General features: G+C 57.2%; 13 protein-coding genes and 1 pseudogene. 6 read left to right on the forward strand and 8 right to left on the reverse strand.

Annotation, left to right across the window (positions count from 1 at the left end):
- Positions 1 to 863 precede the first annotated feature (863 nt).
- Genes A2G96_RS32475 through A2G96_RS33280 form a run of 3 tightly spaced genes read right to left on the reverse strand, consistent with a single transcriptional unit; the run spans position 864 to position 4,433 of the window.
- Complete coding sequence (locus tag A2G96_RS32475) at positions 864 to 1,853, reverse strand: ATP-binding protein (protein ID WP_167354360.1); 990 nt, start codon at positions 1,851 to 1,853, stop codon at positions 864 to 866.
- Positions 1,846 to 3,807: a helix-turn-helix domain-containing protein gene (locus tag A2G96_RS33860; RefSeq protein WP_167354361.1), complete on the reverse strand. Its 1,962-nt coding sequence runs from the start codon at positions 3,805 to 3,807 to the stop codon at positions 1,846 to 1,848. Before A2G96_RS33860 ends, A2G96_RS32475 begins: the two co-directional genes overlap by 8 nt.
- A complete protein-coding gene (locus A2G96_RS33280) occupies positions 3,804 to 4,433 on the reverse strand; it encodes a hypothetical protein (protein WP_150124116.1) in 630 nt (209 codons plus the stop codon). The genes A2G96_RS33860 and A2G96_RS33280 overlap by 4 nt, the downstream gene beginning before the upstream one ends.
- A 627-nt stretch (positions 4,434 to 5,060) precedes the next feature.
- Between A2G96_RS33280 and A2G96_RS33285 the strand changes: the two genes are divergently transcribed.
- From A2G96_RS33285 to A2G96_RS32480, 3 genes are read left to right on the forward strand one after another with little or no spacing between them, the layout of a single operon-like run.
- Complete coding sequence (locus A2G96_RS33285; RefSeq protein WP_150124117.1) at positions 5,061 to 6,545, forward strand: restriction endonuclease-related protein; 1,485 nt, start codon at positions 5,061 to 5,063, stop codon at positions 6,543 to 6,545.
- Entirely contained in the window at positions 6,542 to 10,000 is a 3,459-nt protein-coding gene (locus A2G96_RS33290) for an ATP-binding protein (protein WP_150124118.1), read from the forward strand. The genes A2G96_RS33285 and A2G96_RS33290 overlap by 4 nt, the downstream gene beginning before the upstream one ends.
- The gene (locus A2G96_RS32480; RefSeq protein ID WP_082818933.1) at positions 9,997 to 12,753 is read left to right on the forward strand and encodes a pPIWI_RE module domain-containing protein; all 2,757 of its coding nucleotides are present in this window, start codon (positions 9,997 to 9,999) and stop codon (positions 12,751 to 12,753) included. The genes A2G96_RS33290 and A2G96_RS32480 overlap by 4 nt, the downstream gene beginning before the upstream one ends.
- A gap of 520 nt (positions 12,754 to 13,273) precedes the next feature.
- Here the strand turns inward: A2G96_RS32480 and A2G96_RS12075 are convergent.
- Both A2G96_RS12075 and A2G96_RS12080 read right to left on the reverse strand, forming a co-directional pair.
- Positions 13,274 to 13,564 carry a hypothetical protein gene (locus A2G96_RS12075; protein ID WP_062799457.1) on the reverse strand — a complete coding sequence of 97 codons (291 nt, stop codon included), beginning with the start codon at positions 13,562 to 13,564 and terminating at the stop codon, positions 13,274 to 13,276.
- An 88-nt stretch (positions 13,565 to 13,652) separates the two neighbouring features.
- Positions 13,653 to 14,288, reverse strand: a complete 636-nt coding sequence (locus A2G96_RS12080; RefSeq protein WP_062799459.1) for a hypothetical protein — start codon at positions 14,286 to 14,288, stop codon at positions 13,653 to 13,655.
- A gap of 771 nt (positions 14,289 to 15,059) precedes the next feature.
- Between A2G96_RS12080 and A2G96_RS12085 the strand changes: the two are divergent.
- A pseudogene (locus tag A2G96_RS12085) lies at positions 15,060 to 16,251 on the forward strand (helix-turn-helix domain-containing protein).
- Here the strand turns inward: A2G96_RS12085 and A2G96_RS34405 are convergent.
- Together A2G96_RS34405 and A2G96_RS12090 are read right to left on the reverse strand one after the other, a co-directional pair.
- Complete coding sequence (locus A2G96_RS34405) at positions 16,232 to 16,690, reverse strand: DUF6882 domain-containing protein (RefSeq protein ID WP_417926411.1); 459 nt, start codon at positions 16,688 to 16,690, stop codon at positions 16,232 to 16,234. The pseudogene A2G96_RS12085 and the gene A2G96_RS34405 overlap by 20 nt on opposite strands.
- A 119-nt stretch (positions 16,691 to 16,809) precedes the next feature.
- Positions 16,810 to 17,913: an IS5 family transposase gene (locus tag A2G96_RS12090; RefSeq protein ID WP_062799342.1), complete on the reverse strand. Its 1,104-nt coding sequence runs from the start codon at positions 17,911 to 17,913 to the stop codon at positions 16,810 to 16,812.
- Positions 17,914 to 18,261: 348 nt separating this feature from the next.
- Between A2G96_RS12090 and A2G96_RS33725 the strand changes: the two genes are divergently transcribed.
- Positions 18,262 to 18,420 carry a hypothetical protein gene (locus A2G96_RS33725; RefSeq protein WP_154676084.1) on the forward strand — a complete coding sequence of 53 codons (159 nt, stop codon included), beginning with the start codon at positions 18,262 to 18,264 and terminating at the stop codon, positions 18,418 to 18,420.
- A gap of 87 nt (positions 18,421 to 18,507) precedes the next feature.
- On the opposite strand, the gene A2G96_RS32485 is transcribed toward A2G96_RS33725, so the two are convergent.
- On the reverse strand, positions 18,508 to 18,921 hold the full coding sequence (locus A2G96_RS32485) for a GFA family protein (RefSeq protein WP_082818934.1): 414 nt from the start codon (positions 18,919 to 18,921) through the stop codon (positions 18,508 to 18,510).
- 256 nt (positions 18,922 to 19,177) lie between these two features.
- On the opposite strand from A2G96_RS32485, the gene A2G96_RS12100 reads away from it, so the two are divergent.
- Entirely contained in the window at positions 19,178 to 19,519 is a 342-nt protein-coding gene (locus A2G96_RS12100) for a winged helix-turn-helix transcriptional regulator (protein ID WP_062802155.1), read from the forward strand.
- The last annotated feature ends 494 nt before the right edge of the window (positions 19,520 to 20,013 follow it).

Here is a 20,013-nt window from a genome sequence, read left to right on the forward strand (position 1 = left end):
CGATACACGAGATCGACGTAATGTCGCTCCTCCGTCCGACGTTTACCGTAAAACAATTGCGTTCCATCTCGACGCAAACACCAACTGAGTATCGTTACAGCGTGCTTCGAATTCTCCAGGCTTGGTGGTAGGACTGGGGCAAGGCGCACGCATAACGCGTAGGCAAGTGTTTCACGCCATTGCCAGTACCGACTTACCGCAGCATCGGCAGACCCAACCTCAGCATGAGCCATATGCAGACGGTTTGTCCAAGCCATTAGGTTGTCAAACCGTCGGTGAAGTTCTCGTCCGTGATCTCGAAATTCGTGATGCATTGCGGGGACAAACTCCGCGCCTGAAATCCACGATAGGCATTCGTTGCACTGATAAGGTTTCCACGAGCTGCAGGCGTCAACCACGGGAGGTAAGGGGTGCCCACAGCTCTGACAAAGGGAAGTTAGCGGTACCGCATGGACAGGGCACAATGGAAGCGCAACGCATTGGAACCAAAAGCTGTGGTATCCCGACTCCAAACACAGCGGACATATCCTCAGCGTCGACGAGAACATTGCATTTAAGAGGCAGGCCGCGCGCCCACTCATGGTGTTCGCTTCCTCAGCCGGGCGCTGCAGTATGACCGCAGCAGTCTCCAAGGCTCCGGCTAAGGCATCAGACACTTCGAAGTAAGATTCATGCCTAATACCCCAGTAACGTTTGACATGCAGCCTTCTTAGCTCGCCCTCGCCTAGGTCATTCAATTGAACCCATCGCATCAACACAGACAGGGTCGACTCATAGGGAAGCGGGCCCCACTCGACGCCTGTCCAACCCAGCAGTCGCTTGCCTTTGTCGGTCGCTACCGTAACCATGCGGACCACCAGTTTCTAGTCGTCTAACTTACCGACAGCATGCGCTGCCGCCGCAGTCCAAAATCTCTTCTTCAAGTACCCGTGGTCAAAGTCGTCGTCCGCAACACGAACAGCCAAATATGGCAGCGCTTCGAAAATTCGACGGCTTAGCAGGCATTCCTCCTCTCTATGGCCATTTTCGTCTTCTATTTCCTTCTTTCTAATTTGACCAAACTCCGTGAATGCTGCCCAGAGGTCGTCCACGTGATTCTCGAACCGAAATCCGTTTGAAAACGCTTTGGGAAAAAAATATCGAGTCCACGTGCATCCGGAGCCCGGCGGCCAGATCTTGGAATCGACAGCGCGAAGCACCTCTCGCAGGGAATCCTTGCCGTAGCCGCGCAGTCGCACTCTATGAAGACCGAACCTATCGGCACACGCACCGGCAGGTCCTTTCTCTATCATGGTTGTCAGCATATTCTTCATAAGGGGTTCCTCGCCACAGGTCACCACGGTCAACGATATCCCCTTTTTTTCCAGTTCATTTTGTATATCTTTTAGAAATCCAAAGTCCTCGGGTAGAAATGCCTGAGCTTCATCGAGAAGCAAGACCACCATTTTCCACAGCGTCATGCTAGCCAACACCTCCAACTTATCGACGACTCGCGCTTTGAGCCTAGCAGTCTCTCCGGTGAGAGTAGGATGATCTATCGATCGCAGGAATTCGATGAAATATGCACGAATCGAATTTGCGTGTCTGTTTGCTGCTGCATAGAATATGATTGCAAAGCAATCTTCAAAGTCGTTTGGCAACTGTTCACGCAAAGCCCGCAGAAATGACGTTTTCCCTTCCCCCTTATCCTCGGAGATGTAGAAGCTTCGACGCTGCAATATGCATAGCTTGCATGCGGCATACGCGTGTCTTATCGGCGGCGTCCACAAGGGACTATTGGTCTCGTGCGCGAGAAGCGGATGTGTACCGGTTTGCAGACGGCTACGGAGACTATCGACATTCTTTTCAGACATCATCATCTCTCCTTGTGTTGCGGAATCCCGTGAACACTCCCCGGAGGTCCCTGCTGCGATGCTCAGCAGATGACGTGGTTGGCTTCTCCGCTGGGTCGTACGCGATCTGCCGCTGTAGTTTGGCGATTTCCAAAGCTTCGCGTTTGCTTCGCTTTTTTGGCTTCTGGTCGATGAGTGCTTGACGCCTCGCCCTAATAGTTTCATGCACAGTCTGAGGGTCTCGTTCGGCCGGACTCGCTAAGGCTTTACGATTCATGAGTCGGCGAGCCAGAATCGAGTACTTCCAGTCAGCCCAGCGGGCGTCCGGATTTAATTGCCCGAGGTCCTGCCCAGTACTGAGAACGACGGCCCATGCTTTGCGAATGTCCATCCGCTGGACTTGAAGCTCCACTTTCTGTCCAATCAACGTGAAGTCAGAGGAAAGTCGCTCATTTGTATAGCGGCATCGATCAAATTGAACGTAGGGCCGCATGCCCTTCTTCACTGAACCACGGACACTGGCCACCACCTTATGCATCAGTAGTCGTAATTCTGGCTCGCTCGCGTTTGGCAAAGGCTGTGGTACCCAATCGAGTTCCGGCCGCATCGCAAAACCTTCCAAGGTGTCGCGAATCGTGCTTCGGAAGAGTTTTTCCGGCGTAAATACCGTGTTATGTTCTGCGATGACGGCATCGAGGATTGCCGTAAGATCCCTGTCACGCAGCGTGTACCGTGCTGCCTCCTTCTCTGGCTCGCGGCGCCGCGGGTCATGCGGCCCACTGCCATAGGTACACCGAAGTCGATGGAGGCCCCGTTCAGCGAGCTTTCCATTGAGTCGTTCAATGAAGGGGCGAAGCCACCAGGCACGTGGGACGCCGAACTCGACAGCGCAACCCAGTACATCGATGACATTGTTCACAAAGTCATTGGCAACGTTCGCCCACCCATTGTCGACTTTAAGTAAGCAACACCCCTGGCGGGCGCATAGGGGAATCAGATTCGACAGGAGCGAAGCCTGTTCAGGTACAACATCGCGCATCAGTGGTGCGTCGTCGTCCTGTGCTGCCGGCATCAACGAACTAAGGACAGTCTGGAGGGCCGTATCGGACGACGGCTCGGCCTCATAAGCGACGTGATAGCCGCCTATGCCCCCACTGCACTCGTCGGCCAACAACCCGACATACCAACGAGCGACAAGCAATCTATGTAGGTGGCCATAGCGGTCCTCGAACTCGATGTACCCGGGCGCATCCTGCCGGACATAATCTAATTCCAAGATCGAAAATGGCATCCACGCTTGGATCAAGCGTGGATGCCCTCTCCCGATCCTCAAGCGCCACGCGGCGTCCTCCCCACTGCGCTCCCGGATGTATGCGGTAGGACTGGTTTTCAACCGCGAGTGCAAATATTTCTGCAGCGCAGAGTATCCGTGATTCTCCGTATTCAACGGCCACTCACCCGGCTTGAGCTGTCCTTTCAATTCCTCAAAGAACTCCTTGTGAATGTTGGCAATTGACTTCCTGGCTTCGACATACTCGCCATCATCATTCTGACCCAGAAACTGTTTTTCGACTCGCTTACGTAGCCAGGGAAACCGGAGAAACAGCTGCCCGAGTGCACCAGCGAATCCGCTTGAGCAACTTGTGCCCAATACGAAATTACTCACCACCGGTTTAGTGCGCGTGTATGCCACCACGTGAAGCCCGGGATGAAGCGCACGAAAACCAAAGATCCGCCTATCCGGAGCGACGACGAGGCAACGTTTGATGATGCGACGTAAATTATCATCTGAGATCAGCGTTTGTGCTGCAATGTCTCGGAAACTGTATCCTGCCATGTAGAGGGCGATTGCTTCTTTTTTGCGCGCTACTCCACGACGCCCATTTTCATCGAGTTGAGACACATCGATATCTGGCCAAGCTTCAATATCCTGCAATGCCGCAGGAATCAAGGAACGTCTCGCACCTGTTTTCATTTTTCGATCCTCGCTATCAAGGAACGACGTGAAAACAATTGCTTCTTGAGTTCGGTGCGCAAAGCGCCTACCGCCAGTTGATGCGCAACGGCGGCGAGCATAATGGCAACATCTATGCCTGGTTGAGCAAGAACTTCGCTCAGCGCAACGGTATGGCGGTTCTCAAAGAGTCCCCTGAGCACTAACAGTTCTTTGCCTGCGTACTTGCCATAAGCACGGGTACGTGCTGCACAGAGGAATCGCCAATTATGCGGGAGTAGCCCGGCAGCACGAATTTGTACTTCGGTCTTAACAATGATGGGATAGGGGCATTGATCTTCCTTTGGCAAGCCACGCCTGCTGAAATACCAGCGCTCAACGGTTTCATCCATATAATGGACGTCCACGGCGTTGGAAGCGGAAACATCGGCGGCAAGATCTGAGCACAAGAGATACCGGCAAATCTCGGGATTCCCCTCCGCCAACATGAGGTGCCAGAAGCAAACTTGCCCAAATACCGCCAACCGTTTGTCATTCTTGGGAGACTCAAAGACGTACAGACTGCGCAAGCCTCGTCCAGGCAAATCAACATAATGCCGCGCAGCGATCGTACGCGGCGTAACTACCGCATGTGCCTCGTGTTTCATCGCAGCTCCTCAGTTTGAGGGATGAGACCAGGCTTAACGCGGCGGCAAACAAAAGATCCCCTTGACTTCCTGGCAAAAATGAACCAGAGTCAATCCAGACTTGGAGAAATTTCGGGCAAGCGCGCGAAAGGCACTGGCCAGGATTTTTTCAGGCGATAATGCTCCCTTTCATCGGGTCGGATGATTTGAAATTGGGCGCGAGATCAGCCGCTACTGATCTCGCGCCTTGTTGCGTCTTGACCACGAGCGCTTCGTGATCATATTTGTCATAGCTGCCTCCCCGGAAATACGCAAGCACTATCGGATTTGCCAGAAGCCAGCCGAGGTGATTATCAGTTACTTAACGGGAGGAGGATGCTTGGTTTCCCGTCCGGCACGGAAATAAATCATTTTTTTATTATTCGATAATCGTAGATAGGCATTAATTCGTGCCTACATTAGCGGTTTTCGGGGATTTTTTGAGGCTATACGCACCCGAAGGCGCTGAATAAAGCACATTCTGTGCCGGAGTGCCGTTGCGCAGCCCGCCCCCGAGATTTCCGGAATCCCTTTGGCATTTGTGCCGAAAGCAAGGCTCGACTAGGATATTAGAACGTCGGTTCTGACGAGCCTTGCGGAGGCGTTCTGATGTCGGCATTGCTATTGCGGCTGGGAAGTCACAAAACATGGGAGGGATCCCTGGATGAGTTGACGCTCGCCGCTTCAGAGCTGATCGGCACTCACCCCTGGCAAGGTCAGACGCTGCGTCCACCATCACGCTCCGTTGTCGTGGACTATCGCTCTGTGGGGCTAATAGCTCCAGCCATCCGCAAACGGTATCAGTGGGCACATCTGGTGCAGTTGGTTGTCGCCTGCGTGCTGGTGCAGTCAGGCCACAGCAGGAAGTCCGCAGCAAAGCGGATGCAGTCGATGGATCCCACTGAGCTGATTGCGCTGCTGATGCAACACAACGGGCCTGGTTCAGCCGAGATCGTTGAACCAGGCATTCCCACCGTGGATCACGCGCGCGCCTTGGGACTTGCCCACGAAGCCGTATGCTTGCTTGCGGTCGGCCTGGTCGACCATTTCCAGCGAGCGCGATCCGGTCGCTTGCTCGTTCATGATCCAGCGCTCTCGCCCGCCCTGCGCGGAGCGATGTTGCGGATGGCCAGCTTGCACGTTATGTTCGGCATGCCGGTTCGATCTGATGGCGCCCACACCCTAGTTGCACAATGTCGCCACACTTTGCGCGCCCGCGAGTGGGGCATACCGATTTTTGACCGCCCGGACTGTCGCTTTTACGGTATTCGCTTGCTCGATGCGCAGACTTGCCTTCCGACGATCGAGTGCATTGACTTGGCACGGCAGTCGGGTTCCGAGATCGACCTGAATGAGCAGCAGGCGTTTGCACAACTGAATTCGGCTTGCGACCAGTTCGGGATGCGTGGAAGCGACGTTTACTCCAAGCTTCGAGAGTTCATCACGCGACATCCCATCTCCTCCCCCACAGAGATACGCCGATTTTTGAGTGCATCCAGCATGCAACTGGCAGCACCCTTTATGGCGACCTGTTACGAGTCGGTTCAACCTCACCACCTCGTAAATGGCGCCCTGCTACGCTGCGCGACTTGCGGCGCGCCGATGGCCAACTCAGTGATCAAAGGTCATGCGTGTTGCGCGGTACGTCAGTGCGGCGCATTCGACGCACCAGTACCCTGTCGATCGGCTCGACAGGTGCCAGTACAAGATGTCCTAATCGCGAAGTCGCATATTCTCGTGTACTGGTGTGGCCCAGGCCAAGACGAGGTTGCTCTGTATGACACCGCTACCGCAAATCCGCCCGGACTCGTGGCGACACTGTATCCCGGTCGAGATAAATGCGACGTCAGCCTGGACAATGACACCATCGGGATCGATGTCAAGAGCCATGCCAATCCCTTCCTTCTTGCGGACACCCTGAACCGAAACGTCGGGGGCCTGGAACTATTCCCAAAGAAATACATAGCCATCAACGATCAGGCCCTGTCGCGCTTCCCCGGCTATTTGGATACCTTGCGCCGGGAGTGCAATAGAACGGACATCGAATTCATGGCAGTTGGTGCTCTTCGCCGAAAGCTGAGGACTCGTTCGTGATCGTCAAACGTCTACAATCCCTCGGACTACATCGGCTGGACCTATTGTGCGCCTACTTCGTCCACGAGCTTGATCTGCATACGCTCCAGCACGCACCGGCGCTGCTCATGGGCTTCCGTAGTGTGGCTCGTGCACCCTTGTTGCGTGATCGGGAGATTGAACTCGACAATCTCCGTCGAGCATGCAATGGACTCTCGACGGTTGCCGCACTGAAGGCCGCTGCGGTGCGGTACAACGATTCCGCCCTAGCCTCGACGCATCGCCGTCTATTTCGCATCGATGAGCGCTCTCTGGCCATCAAGCCGAGATTCGACATCGTTGCGCCGGAGCTCAGCGAGGCACTGGCAGCACTAAAGGCGCCTCACACGCCCGATGCACATGATCAGACGTTGGCGGAATCCGACAAGCCGATCGCCATTCACGTCCAATTTGGCGGTGAATCGCGCCGCTATCCGGTTCATGCATTGCCCGCGAACTTGCCGTTACCTCGCGCTCATGAAACCAGCCGACCACCGCAGCGGCACCATTTGATTCCGTGGACTGACTTGCTGGCGGAAGCAAGTGAAATGGACGCCATTGACGAACGACTCCAATCACCGAGGCGTGGCAACTGGCAGCAACGTCTGCAGTCCGTTGCGCTGCATAGCATCGACAACAACGGCGACTTCAACGTCGAATCGACGTTGAACCTAGAAGGTCTGAAGCACCTGATAGGGTTACCAGGGGCAGGAAAAACAACGCTTCTCATGTGTTTGCTGCGCTATCTCGGCAGCCGGGGACTCAAGGTTGCAGTCTTCTTTCCATCCATCGAGGTATGCCGCCAGTATCTCGATGACTTGCGTCGATACGATGTCCGTGCTGGCCTGCTAGTCGGGCAGTCACGCGAAACGCGACTTCGACATGCTCACAAGCTTGCTGAATCACTGGCAACAGGCGACCCCCTCCGTGGTTTCGGAACGTCCTGCGACAGTGCTCATCTGTTTGAAGGCGTCTGCGCTCTGCCGTCCCTCACCGAAGCACCAAATTCTGCCTTTGGCATCGCCGACTCCTTTTGCACCAGGGTTCTGCAGAATCCCGTCAACGACAACACTGGCAAAGCGACCAGCGATGGCACACTGAAGCGCAGGCTATGCCCTGTTTGGTCCCTGTGCGGGTACACACGCGCCGCCGCAGACTTGCCAAACGCAAATATTTGGTTAGGACACATCTTGTCCGCGGATACCCGCGTCCCAGCTCATACGACACTTCTCGATGAGCGCTACTTCGAGCTGATTGCACGATCCTTTGACCTCGTGATCTTCGATGAGGCAGACCGAGCGCAACAGGATCTCGATCGAGGTGGTATTGCGGAACTTAGTCTTTCAGGCCACGACCGTTCATTTCATCGACAAGTTCAACGAAGTACACTACAGCCCATCGCATCCGGACAAAACGCGGTCTTACATGGAGTCGAGTATGCCCAACTGGCAATCGAGATCGCAGAGTTCGAGAAACTGAACGTCGCGTTGACACATGCCATCCTGCGCCTAACGGAAGATCTGCGCAAGGCGTTCGACGGGTTGCTGATGTCCCCCTTACGAATTATTGGCGACTGGCTCTCTCCTAGGCGAGTCAGTTCGTTGAGCGACGACTTTGGAGCGGATCCGCAGGCGCAGTCAAAGGATGCGCTGTGTGAGTTGTGGGAGAGTGCCGCGATTCAAGCATTCCAACTGCGAGGTACGAGATCCGTAAGCGTCGCGATTCCCGCTGATGTGACAATGCGCTTGGTTAGCGCCTTTCACATGTCCGCGGAAGAGGCATCAAGCCTGCACAGCGATCTCTGCCAGTTGATGACCAACTGGCTCGCCGAGTCAAGCCTGCAGGAACTATCCAACCTCGTCAAACAAATTGCTCGACGCTTACGTGATGTTCGGCGAGTGTCGAGTGAGGCAGAGGCGCAGCAATTGGTTGGGCTGCTGCTGCCAGTCACGTTCACGATCCTGAGCTATCGTCGCCTTTCCCCAAAGCTCAGCGACATGACAGCACAGGGCTTGCTTGATCCTGTCCGCATCGACGAACTCGCATCGCGATCCTTGCTGCTGGCAACACCCGACAATATCTTGGGCAGTTTGAGTGGGGTTCGCTTCTTCTCGACGCCCTCTCAACGCGACCCTTTGGCGCATGCCACAGACGTACAACTACAGTATGTCGTGTTCGCTGGTACACCTCGACTGCTAATGTACCGGCTACATGAGTGGATTCGGCGACCGAATGGCATGTTCGATGGTCCCGCGGTACTGCTTACCAGCGCGACGAGTTACCTACCGCCCAGCCCCGCTCACCATATCGCTGTGCCCCCCCACTACGTCCTGCAGCGCGTTTCACCTGAGCGTGAGGACGTCGCCCCCTCAATGTACGAGTTTCGTCCCATCGCGGATGGACATGTCTCAGATTCGCCCACCTTCCTGCGCTTCAGCGGCGAAAGATCGGACAGCGTGCGCATGGCGAACCTTGAGAAAATGGCCTTCGCATTGTTAGACGGGGGACTAACGGACTCTCAACTCGCCCGCGATTGCGACCACTTTGACGTGCGCCATGGCATAGCACGGCGCGCCGCATTCGTTGTCAACAGCTATGATCAAGCTCGCCGATTGAAGCAGTTTATTGATCAGCGGCTACCCGCATGGCGCGGCCGCGTTGTTGCGGTTGTGGATGACTTACCTGACGTTGGACCAACCGAAGGGTATGTGACGTCGTCTCGCGTCGAAAGTTTGGGCGATGATGATGCATGGAGGTTGCTCATATTTCCCGCCGGCGCGCTGGGTCGCGGCACAAATATTGTCTTCACATCCGGTCCGCGTCTGCGCGATGCGGCTCTCGGGTCGCTGTACTTTTTGACGCGTCCACACCCTGCGCCCAATGACATGAGCCTGCCTGTAAGCATGGCGGCACGCGCCACGCTCGACTTCGATCTTTGCGACGATGACTCCGTGTCCGTCGAAGAGATCGGTAAGCGCTTGCTGGCTGCACGCCGGCAAGCCTATCGAAAGGTTGGCAGGCTGCTGCGGCGCCCCCTATACGCACGTGCACTGGGCGACCTGTTTGAGCCTTTCACAGCAAATATCGCTGTCTCACTGTTACAGACGATTGGCCGTGCGATGCGCAATGGCTGCCCTGTTCAGTGCTTCTTCATTGATCGCGCATGGGCGGAGCGCTCGGCCAAGGGCGAAGCGGATACGGAGACCAGCAGCATGCTCGTTCAACTTCGCCGGCTGCTCGAGCGTGGTGCGGCGTCTGAGGACCCCAAGGAAGCTGCGCTATACCGAGCTCTCTACGGCGCTTTCCTTGATCCGTTATCGAAGACCAAGGGCCTGAAAGTTGCCTTCGCGCGAGAAGACGCTCACCAGGATGAGCCTTGGACGGATAACCCCCTGTGGGTTGCAGACTCTCCCATCCAACAAGAGGCAGGAGCATGACGACCGTTGTCCGAGATGTGGCATTCGCGCTCGAGTTTGCCGAACAGGCTCCACCGTTGGTCCATGACGTTGTGGCCATCCGCTGGACCACAGACGTCCTTCGTATTCTGAAGCAAATTCGTGACGAGGCAACGAATCGCGCGAGAGACAAGGATGAAGAAGCATTTGTTCACCTGCCCTTCGCCAGTCTACGCGCGCAGCTTCAATTGGAGATTGAAGATTGGACCGCTCTGAAGGATGACATTGGACTGCGCTCTTTCCCCGACCTCAGTAAGGAGCCCGGGCCATGGGGTTTCCTGCCCTACCAGAAAGCACAGGACTATAGCGAATGCGTGCGTGATGCATTTGCTCGGTGGTCGGAAGGCGCATTGTCCCATTTTAGCCAAGGTCGAGACGCGTATACGCTCGGCATTGCCGCACTGCGCAAGCTCAATGAATGCAATCAGGTGATTCAATTCGCCCAGTCGCAGGTACAAGTGTTTCCATGGGATACGGCTGGAAAGTCTGGGACGTTCTCGCCGTTCAATATCACAGCAGGCTGGCTCGCATCGCAGCTTGCCGGTAAGGAACTGTTTCCAGAATTGGGCCCGGTGGTGCGGGTCGTCGGGAGCCCAGATGGAAACAAGGCGGAAGTCATGACACGCCCTCACCATGCGGCTGGCGGGTACTTCAGTTTGGTCTGCGAAATCTCACTAGAGACGCTTCCTGGAGCGACTAAGCCGATCGTCTATCTGAAGTTTAAGCGGCGCCGGTGGGCCGATAGTTTGAATAATCGGTATCCTGCCAGTCCTACCATCGGGGGATACGTGTTTCCCCATCATGCTCGGCCGAACAGTGCTTATCGCTTTAGCGTGATGCGACGCAAAGACGCCTGGGTCACCGATCTTGGCTATCCCGTGTACGAGCATGCATTAGACCTGGCGATGGGCTATCAGGATGAAGATGTGCTTCGCTACCCTTGCGACGAGCGCGCCAGCGTGGTCGTAATGGTGAAGGCTGAAGTTGCCGAGGCAAGTCGCTCCAACCTTCAAGCTGGCGTCCCTCTCGTCGACCAAGCCGATGCGTTTGCATCCGCCACCAACGCGCTCGAAGGATTCGGTCTACGGCCCTTCTCGGGATTCAGTACGAGGAAGCCAATCCGGCATAAGGCTCCTCCACTGAGCGTTCTGAAGGCCGAGGTTGTCGTGGCGAGACTGCTTGCCCGTCATGGCTTTAGCGATGCCGACACCGAGAGCGCAATTGAGAATGCAACCTTGGCGCCTTCGAATCGTTGGTTCAGATTACAGCCGCCCACCCCGGATGCTGCGCACGATCGAGTCGTTAAGGCCATTCAAACGCTAGTCAAAGACACAGCGTATGAAGCTGATGCGGGAAGACAAAGAATTTACTTCTTAAGCTATACCGCCGACGATATCGAGTGGGTCAAGACGACTGCAAGCGCAATCCTCGGAGACAATACCGAGGTAATCAGTGCCCCCTTGCCGCTGAACACGCACGGGCCTAGGAGCCTATTGCCAGTCGACACGGGATCAAGGAAGCAGCGATTCGATGCACGAGTGCGTGAATGGCAAAAGTTTGTCGATCAAATTGGCGTGCCTGAACGCGCGATGATCCTCATCCAAGCTCCTCTGTTCTATGAGACCCGGGACGGGCAGAGGAAGCCCGATGATAATGTCAACAAATTGGCCGCGCGAAAGGCGCTGAGCAGCACGGGTTGCACGGTACAGTACCTATTGCCCAGCGAGCCCGGCAGAATGGATCGATTCCTTCCCCGCTTACAGGCGTCTGTCCTGGACCTGGCGTTTGGGCACGCCGGCTTTGTCTGGGGCTTGAGACAGGCGCGGGAAGCCTGCTTCGGCTCCCAACCGGAGGCACCACGGTGGGCATGCGCGGTGAGCTCGCTTCAGGTACACACCGAGTGGGACCGTCAACAGTCGGTGTTCGTTGCCACGCGCTTGGAATGCGCCACGGGTGAATCTTGGGTGCGTTTTGCCCATGCTGAGGCAGAGCACGTCATGTCGCCTTGGATGCGGTTTGACCAAGGTGCAAAGTATCTCGCCTCTCGCCGCGTCGAACTCCCGCGAACGAATGCCGATCAACGCATGCTGCTGGCCAATTTTTTCGCGGACACGTTCGATGACATTACGTCGCTCGATCCCAGCGCAGTCGTGTTTATTGACTCTACGCGTACGGCTCGTCTGGCCTCTTGGCTCGGCGACGTCGGCGTGCGTACACCTCAACGCCAAATAGTTGCTGGCATCGTGCTGTCACAGCGTTGGCCGATGCTACGGGTGCTGAGGGTGCGAGAACAAGCGCCATCTATCGGGCAAGAAAAATTTCACGGGCATAGCACCGAACACGGGATGCTCATCCGCTCCTGGACATCCACACAGAGATTGTTTGAGGTGGAGGGTACATCGGCGCCGACGTTTTGGTCATTGGCCAAGCCTTCGACACACCACAAACGTGGCGCAAGCTGCTACCGCTCAATTCTCCTTCCCGCTTCATCAAAAGCAAGCGAAGCGAGTGAAGCGTATGCGATGTTTCCCGCGCAACCCGACAAGCAGCATTTGACCTCGCGAGCGGTGGAGATCGTGATCCTCCAGAAGCAGCCACAGGACTCGAACCTACAACTCGCCTCCTTTGCCCAGCATTTGCGTGCCGGGATGTTGACGGCGAGGAATGAGCCCTGGGTCACGACCCCGACTCCGTTGCGAATTATCGAAAAGCTCTCCGAGTACATGCGCACATAGAAATCCGCTGTTCAGAACCGCTTCCTTACAACTGGAGCGTCCGAAACGACTCAGCAACTAGCGCCGCCGCATCGCTAACTGCGGGACTGGGGGCGCCTGGCTATCTCACGATGCATCGTGCGGCGAAGCTCGGACGACGCAGAGGATCCCGCTGGGCACCTAACCAGTGCTCGGCCTCAGTGCGCCTAATTATCAACATTGTTAGTGATTGGAAGGAATTCTGAGTAATTGATTGCGACAACAAAGTCATTTGGCCGTTGTCATCTTTCTGGCTAGCACAGGACCATCGACAACAAGGCCTTCATCCCGCGCAGGCCTCGTTGTCGTCTGTCCCGGCGGCGCGGTCTCCAGTCCACGGCTACACAAAAAGCGCCCTCCAATGATTTGCGACTTATGAGTTGCGGATGACAATGCCGACATCAGACACGGCATCATGGACGAGCAAGCGACCAGAGCGCGCTGTCTGGACTTGGCCAACCGCGACAAAGACAGGCGCTATTTGATCGTCCGCGGCCTGGCTTCAATGAAATCGGAAAGTGTGGCTGAGCCGGTCGCGCAGGCAAGGCAGGTTGGTCACCCAGCCCTTGGCAACCACCACTTGCGCAGGCAGTCGTTCGGTGGGATGCGAAGCAAAGTAGCGCTCGCTGGCCTGCATCAGGTGCAAGGCTTCGCTCGGGAAGCGCGATTGCACAACCATAGCGGCCAGCCGGAACACGTTGGCCTCGCGCTGGTCCAGCGCGGACGCCGCAGGCTCGCGTGCGACCGCCGCGCAGCGGATCATAAGCGCAGCTTCCACGTCCCGGGCGTGCATGGCAGATTTTCCGATGGGTGTCCTCGACAGATGGCTGTCAATGTACTCCGAATTGTGGCCCACGTGGTCCGCGAGCCCCGCGATCTAGTTACAGTCCAATTTCAATTTGATCCAGTCGGTGGTGTAAGGCATCGGTTAGCCAGAGCACGAATGCACACCATCCGCCGTGCGAGAGCGCCAGCCCGCCGCTGCCCTGGATCAACCAAGTGGACGATCTCTCCGGCTCATTATCGAGTTGCCAGCGTAGCCATCGCATGATCACAGTTTCCAACTCGAATGGGACATCGGTCAGATAGATATACTGCTCGCCCTGCGCTATGGTGGGTAGTCCGGCCGGCAGCCAGTGGGACAAGGCGCGCCTGGTTTGTGCGGCCGTCGGGATGCACTCGACCGGAACGGGCGGATCTTCATAGCGGTTGGCGACCGCCCGGGCGACGTCGTCGAGAGTTGAAGTCGTCCGAGTCTCGACACGCTCGACGTTGCGCAGGATCTCCTGCGTGCGAAGAAACTGGCGCTCGGAAATTTCCCGGCTCGCTCGGAGTCGCCGATTCGTCTCATACAACGTTTCCAGCGGGTAGCGACGGGCGAGTCGGACCACATCGAACAGGGTCGGACGTCCGAGAATGATGGGAATCTCCGCCGGGGTACCGCGCAGTTTTGGGTTGGACCACAGGTGCGCGCCCGCGCGAAACTCCATGTCTCTGAACACAAATTTTTCAGCCATGGCACCACTCCAAGCAAACTCGAAACCCTCTTAGATGGATTCGCGCAATAGCACGGTGCTGCGGTTCTTCCTGCGACCGCTGCATAGTGCGCGTGACCGGCGCAACGACGCCGAGCGCCATGCCGACCAACTGCATGGGACTAACGAGGTCCCGTTCCACATTGTAAATCGACGCCATTGTTCGGAAACGCTGCGTGTGGCCCCGGGGCGCCGCGATCGGATTTTTTGTCTCGCGCACTGAGGAATGGGAGGTTGAGTACCTCATAGATCACCTCCTCAAGAGCGTAACCTTAGTGAAATGAGAAAAATTGCGCCGTTGTTCTGCGTGGCGGCCAATGACCACCAGGGGTAGCGCGCCGATCCGGCAAACCGAACAGACGCAATATCTGGAGCAGCGTTGGTCCCGCTAACACAGCCTCCCATGCGGAGGCTTCGTTTATTGGGGTGACGAGAGCGTATTTTACATCCTGACAGCAGGATTGGAGCAGTTGGAGCAACGGCCGCCTAGCAATTCAACTCCACTGCCCACCAGTAATCCTCCGCACCGTTGCTCTTCCAATTTTTAACCGCAGTTTTGCGCTACGCCTTTCTTGTCATACCTCTTTTCCGCTGATAGAGCGTGGGAGGAAAGTTGACGTGCATTGCGAAGGATCGCGCGTGAGGCAGCAAGAGCCCCAAATCGGTTCCGACAACTTTGCGTTAGAGGACTCCTGAGGCGCTCCGTCCGTGGTATTCAGCCTGCCCGGTTGAACGCGATGGAGACGCCAGAGGATGGCTAGATCCGAGGTTATTACAGTCAGCATGCAGGAGTTAGACAGGCTCAAGACCGTCCAGGCGGTCGTGGATGGTCAGTTACGGCCCGGAGTAGCCGCCAAACGATTGGAGATCACGGACCGGCAGTTCCGGCGGTTGCTGGAGCGCTACCGACAGGAAGGCCCATCGGGGCTCGTGTCCCGCAAGCGCGGCTGCCCAAGTAACAACCGGCTGGCGGTCGACCGTGAAGCCGCGGCGCTGGGGCTAATCCAGGAACACTACGCCGACTTCGGGCCGACGCTGGCCGCCGAGAAGCTGCGCGAACGCCATGGACTCACGTTGTCCAAGGAGACGATCCGCCGGCTGATGACGGCGGCCGGGCTGTGCCGCGACGCGCGCCTACCTGGAGCGCCATGGCAAGCCTGTGGCGTTCTACAGCGACAAGGCCAGCGTCTTCCGCGTCAACAAGCCGAGTGCAACCAGCGGCAATGGCCACACCTAGTTTGCCCGGGTCCTGTTCGAGCTGAACATTGAGGGCATTTGCGCCAACAGCAGCCAGGCCAAGGGCCGCGTGGAACGAACCCACTTGAACCTGCAGGATCGGCTGGTCAAGGAACTGCGCCTGCGCAATATCAGCACCATGGATGCGGCCAACGCCTTCATGCCGGAGTTCATCGCGGACTACAACGCACGCTTCGCCAAGGTGCCCCGGAACAGCCATAACACCCATCGTCCGCTGCGATCCGATGAGAACCTGGACCTGATCTTCACCGTGCGTGAGCCACGTTGTGTGTCCAAGAGCCTGACGATTCAGTACGACAAGATGCTCTACCTGCTGGCCGATACTCCAGAACAACGCAAGCTGGCTGGGCGCTACATCGATGTCTACCACTACCCGGATGGCACGATTGAGCCGCGGGCAAATGGCGCTGCCCTGCCCTACACGACCTACGATCGCCTCTCTGAGGTCGACCAAGGCGCTATCGTGGACAACAAGCGCCTCGGGCACGTGTTGCAGTTGGCGCAGTACGTCCAGGAGAAGCGCGACAACCGGAGGTCTCAATCAGTACCGCGGACTGATGGTACTCCGCGCAAGCGCGGGCGGCCACCAGGAACCAAATCCCAGCGTTCAATAAACCATGACGACATGCTGGAAGCGCTGCAGCGCTTGCAGCAAGAGCCTTGGCCCCTTACCGGAACGCAGAGCTAAAAGCGCTGTCACTTACGCTCTCGATAAGAACGTAGCAGTGGGCAGTTGGATGCGGTATCCGATAAGCCCCTGCCTTTCTCAAGCATTTGCAGGCCAGCGCGGCAATCTCCCAAGCCATGGGCTCGTCGCACTCAATGGCCTCCTGGACAAACATGTCAAATCCCGTAACTGAATGAAGTTCCTTCACTGCCGTGGAGAGCTGTCGCACTGGCTCCGGAAACATTTCGTTCGCCCAAGCCCAACGAAAGCTATTCTGAGCGGGCACATGCGTAGCAATGGGAAGGATCTGTGCGGTTGCACGGGTGCGTTCTCCCTCAAAAAAGGAAAGCGTTGAATTTTCATAGTCGACGACAAATCGCTCGCGGCGGCCAAGCCCGTAAGCATCTGCAAGCAAGGCTTGTTTAGCCTCTAGCAGGTTGCTGAAGTACTCCCCGTACAAGAGGCGAGGCTTCCCCCTGCAAGGCAGTAGGCTTGCGATTTTTCACAATCTGGAAGCGGGACGTCCCTACATCGATTTTTTCGGCGGTTTGGCGCCCGATTCCGGCCTCATTACCGCGATTACTGCAACTGCGGACGGATTTGTCCCAGTGAGCGCATGCGCACGAGGTTGTAGGCGGCCATGCTCAGCACGAACATCTGGTCGACTCGCTTCAGTCCACGCACCATCACCTGGCGCATGCGCCCGACAGTCTTGACCCATCCGAAGCCTTGTTCGATCAGCTTGCGCTTTTGCTGCGAAACGGCATACCCGGCGCTGCAAGCAATGGCATCAGGAACGGCCGAGCGGCGCCCCGAGGTGTTCTGTGCCACGTGGGGCGTCACCTTCAGTTCCAGGCAGGCTTGAATGAACTCTTGCGCGTCGTAGCCCTTGTCTGCACCCACCGTGATTTCGGTGTTCGGGTCGTCCGTCACCTGTCGGGCATCGTTGAGCATCACCTTCGCGGCCTCGCGCTCAGCATGTCCGTCCGCATTGGTCACCATGGCGCTCACCACCAGGCCGTGACGGTTGTCGCTCAGGGTATGACCCATATAGCGAAGTTCACTCGCAGTTTTGCCCTTGCGGTACAGCTTGGCATCGGGATCGGTCTTGGACTCGTGCGTCTCGTTGCTGCGCGTGCGACCTTTGAAGTTGGCGCCGTCGTTGTCGTCCTTGTCGTCGCCGCCGTCCTTGCGCACGAAGCTCTTGTGGCCTGCCCACGCCTGAATCAGCGTGCCGTCCACGCTGAAGTGCTCGCCCGACAGCCAGTTCTTCTTCTGCGCGATGGCCAGCACCTCGTTGAAAAACTGGATCACCGCATCATGCTTGATCAGCCGCTCGCGGTTCTTGGTGAAGACCGTGGGCACCCAAACGGTGTCGTCCATCGACAGCCCGATGAACCAGCGAAACAGCAGGTTGTACTGCGTCTGCTCCATGAGTTGGCGTTCGGAGCGAACGCTGTAGAGCACCTGCAGCAGCATGGCCCGCAGCAACTTCTCCGGCGCGATGCTGGGCTGGCCACCCTTGATATCGTCCTCGTACATCTGTGCGAACAACCGGTCCATCTTTACCAGCGCCTGGTTGGCCATGGCGCGGATCGAGCGCAGCGGGTGGGACTTCGGCACGAAATCATCCAGCCTCCGCATAGTGAACAAACTTTCCGTGAAGGTATCTGCGCCGCGCATGAAAGTGGAGTTGGATGGGTTCCTCAAATCAACGCTTCAGCCAGTTGTCGCGCTGACGTCCACCGGAGGTATTTCAGCGGCCTGCTAGCTCATCCAGAGCGCTTTCCAAGTACGCGTCAAAGTCTTCGTTTGTCATCGCCGTCGGGAATAGAGGCAAGTACCCGCAGTATCTCGCGATTGATTTCGGACATTTTAACTTTGCCGCGCACCGGACATTTGAACTTTGCCTGGACAGACAGCTGTCAGGGCAAAATAGAATGTCGTACCTGGGCCAAATAGACATGTCGTACCTCCTTGCCCGGGCTGTCATGCTGACGGCTTTCCGTCTGTCCGAGACCGGAGGCCGCGATGCGCAAGCCCGAGACCCTCACGATGACGATGCGCGAACTCGATCGGCTCAAAGTGATTCAGGCAGTGGTCGACCATGGCCTGGTGGTCTGGCGCGCTGCAGAGAAACTGTGGGAGATCCCGCCGACGGTTCATCCAATCCGGGGCGGTTGGGCCTGACGCGGCGGCGAGGAAGTGAAGCAGCACTCGCATGGCAAGGAGTACTCCCCGCGCTACGCCGAGGAGCCCATCAAGGCATGGTCGTGTTCAGGCTGGCGCGGCCGCATCAATTCCTTGCAGACAAAGCCATCGATGCTTGCGCTCCGCCCAATGCATCAATTGCGGCGGCGGGAAATCCCGGTCTTCGAGACATCCCGCCGATACCGAAACGGCTTCCTTCAATGCCTCGGCCCGCATCAGCACCACCGATCCGCAAGTGGTGCAGAATTCCTGCTCCAGCCATTGTCCCGATGTTCCGGTACGGCGCCACGTACGGGTTTCGCCTTTTCGACCGACAATCGCGGAATCGGCATAGATGGCCCGATAGGAAAAGGCCGAGCCGGTACAGCGCTGGCACTCGAAGCAGCTGCACGCATAGACGCGGCGCGGTTCGCCCGCGAGGATCAGTTCGACGCCACGGCATGAACAAGCCGCGGTTCGCTTGCGGACTTCAGCCTGCATTGGCGCACTCCCCAATCTGATGCAGAACCGAATGGCACGGATTCATTAAAATGGCAATGGCGGCCAAGTCCGTCTGGCAAGCGACGCGCGGATGCGGAATCGATGTCATGCAACAGTTCTCCGGCGATCGAACGATCGAGGTTGCGACCGCCTGATGATTTGTGGAAGAGAGAATCGATGATATCGGTTCGCCTTGGCCCGTGGAAGAACGCACTTCAAGGTAAGTACCCCGAATCCGGGGATGGAGTTTTTTGCGATGAGGAACAAGGAACCGGACAGCTGTGGCTTTGCCTCTGCGCTACAGGCAATCGGCGGCAAATGGAAAACATCGGTGCTTTGGGAATTGCACCTGCGACCGCATCGCTTCGCGGAATTGCGCCGGCTGTTGTCCGGCGTCAGCGAGAAAGTACTGGCGCAGCAATTGCGGCAGATGGAGCTGGACGGACTGATCCATCGCCATGATTACGATGAAGTGCCGCCTCGCGTCGAATATTCGATCACGCCGCTGGGCATGAGCCTGAACGACGCGGTAACGGCGATGTCCGCCTGGGGCAAACGGCACGAAGCGTGGAAGGCCAGGCAGCAAGCAGCGGCCTGAGCGGAATGGCATGCCGGGCCTCGCCTTACTCGGCCGCAACCGTCGTAACCGCCGTCCAGCGGCCACCTTTGAACTGGTAAAGCGTCGACGTCGGATTCCTCAGGTCGCCATTGGCATCGAAGGCGATCTGCCGGTGACGCCTGCTGCGCATACAGTGGCGTGGAGGGCCACGGCGGGGGAGCTTTCGTCATCGCGTTGCGCCCAGTAAGCAATGTTTGGCGGCACCGGGTATCGGCCGTTGACCGTCGAACCGCCCAACCCGGCCTCGCGCATCGGTTTGGGGCAGCGACGACGTTGCCTGCCAGTACATCAAATGCCACGGGGCGCGGATAGAACAAAAGCGGCAATCACATGGGATGGTTGCGCCAGACGTCAGGCCGAACGGCGCAGCCGCGCTCACCAGCGCAAGCGAGCGCCGACGTTGGCCCGATCTTGGCGGCGACCGCACCGCCATTCAAAAATCCTGGCGTGTCGTTAGCCGAAAAAATCGGGGC

This window comes from Cupriavidus nantongensis, assembly GCF_001598055.1.
GTDB classification, from domain to species: domain Bacteria; phylum Pseudomonadota; class Gammaproteobacteria; order Burkholderiales; family Burkholderiaceae; genus Cupriavidus; species Cupriavidus nantongensis.

Bases quoted from the DNA above. Each gene is read 5' to 3' on its own strand.
- A2G96_RS32475 (WP_167354360.1), bottom strand. From the start codon at position 1,853: ATGTCTGAAAAGAATGTCGATAGTCTCCGTAGCCGTCTGCAAACCGGT.
- A2G96_RS33860 (WP_167354361.1), bottom strand. From the start codon at position 3,807: ATGAAAACAGGTGCGAGACGTTCCTTGATTCCTGCGGCATTGCAGGAT.
- A2G96_RS33280 (WP_150124116.1), bottom strand. From the start codon at position 4,433: ATGAAACACGAGGCACATGCGGTAGTTACGCCGCGTACGATCGCTGCG.
- A2G96_RS33285 (WP_150124117.1), top strand. From the start codon at position 5,061: ATGTCGGCATTGCTATTGCGGCTGGGAAGTCACAAAACATGGGAGGGA.
- A2G96_RS32480 (WP_082818933.1), top strand. From the start codon at position 9,997: ATGACGACCGTTGTCCGAGATGTGGCATTCGCGCTCGAGTTTGCCGAA.
- A2G96_RS12075 (WP_062799457.1), bottom strand. From the start codon at position 13,564: ATGCACGCCCGGGACGTGGAAGCTGCGCTTATGATCCGCTGCGCGGCG.
- A2G96_RS12080 (WP_062799459.1), bottom strand. From the start codon at position 14,288: ATGGCTGAAAAATTTGTGTTCAGAGACATGGAGTTTCGCGCGGGCGCG.
- A2G96_RS12090 (WP_062799342.1), bottom strand. From the start codon at position 17,913: ATGCGCGGCGCAGATACCTTCACGGAAAGTTTGTTCACTATGCGGAGG.
- A2G96_RS33725 (WP_154676084.1), top strand. From the start codon at position 18,262: ATGCGCAAGCCCGAGACCCTCACGATGACGATGCGCGAACTCGATCGG.
- A2G96_RS32485 (WP_082818934.1), bottom strand. From the start codon at position 18,921: ATGCAGGCTGAAGTCCGCAAGCGAACCGCGGCTTGTTCATGCCGTGGC.
- A2G96_RS12100 (WP_062802155.1), top strand. From the start codon at position 19,178: ATGAGGAACAAGGAACCGGACAGCTGTGGCTTTGCCTCTGCGCTACAG.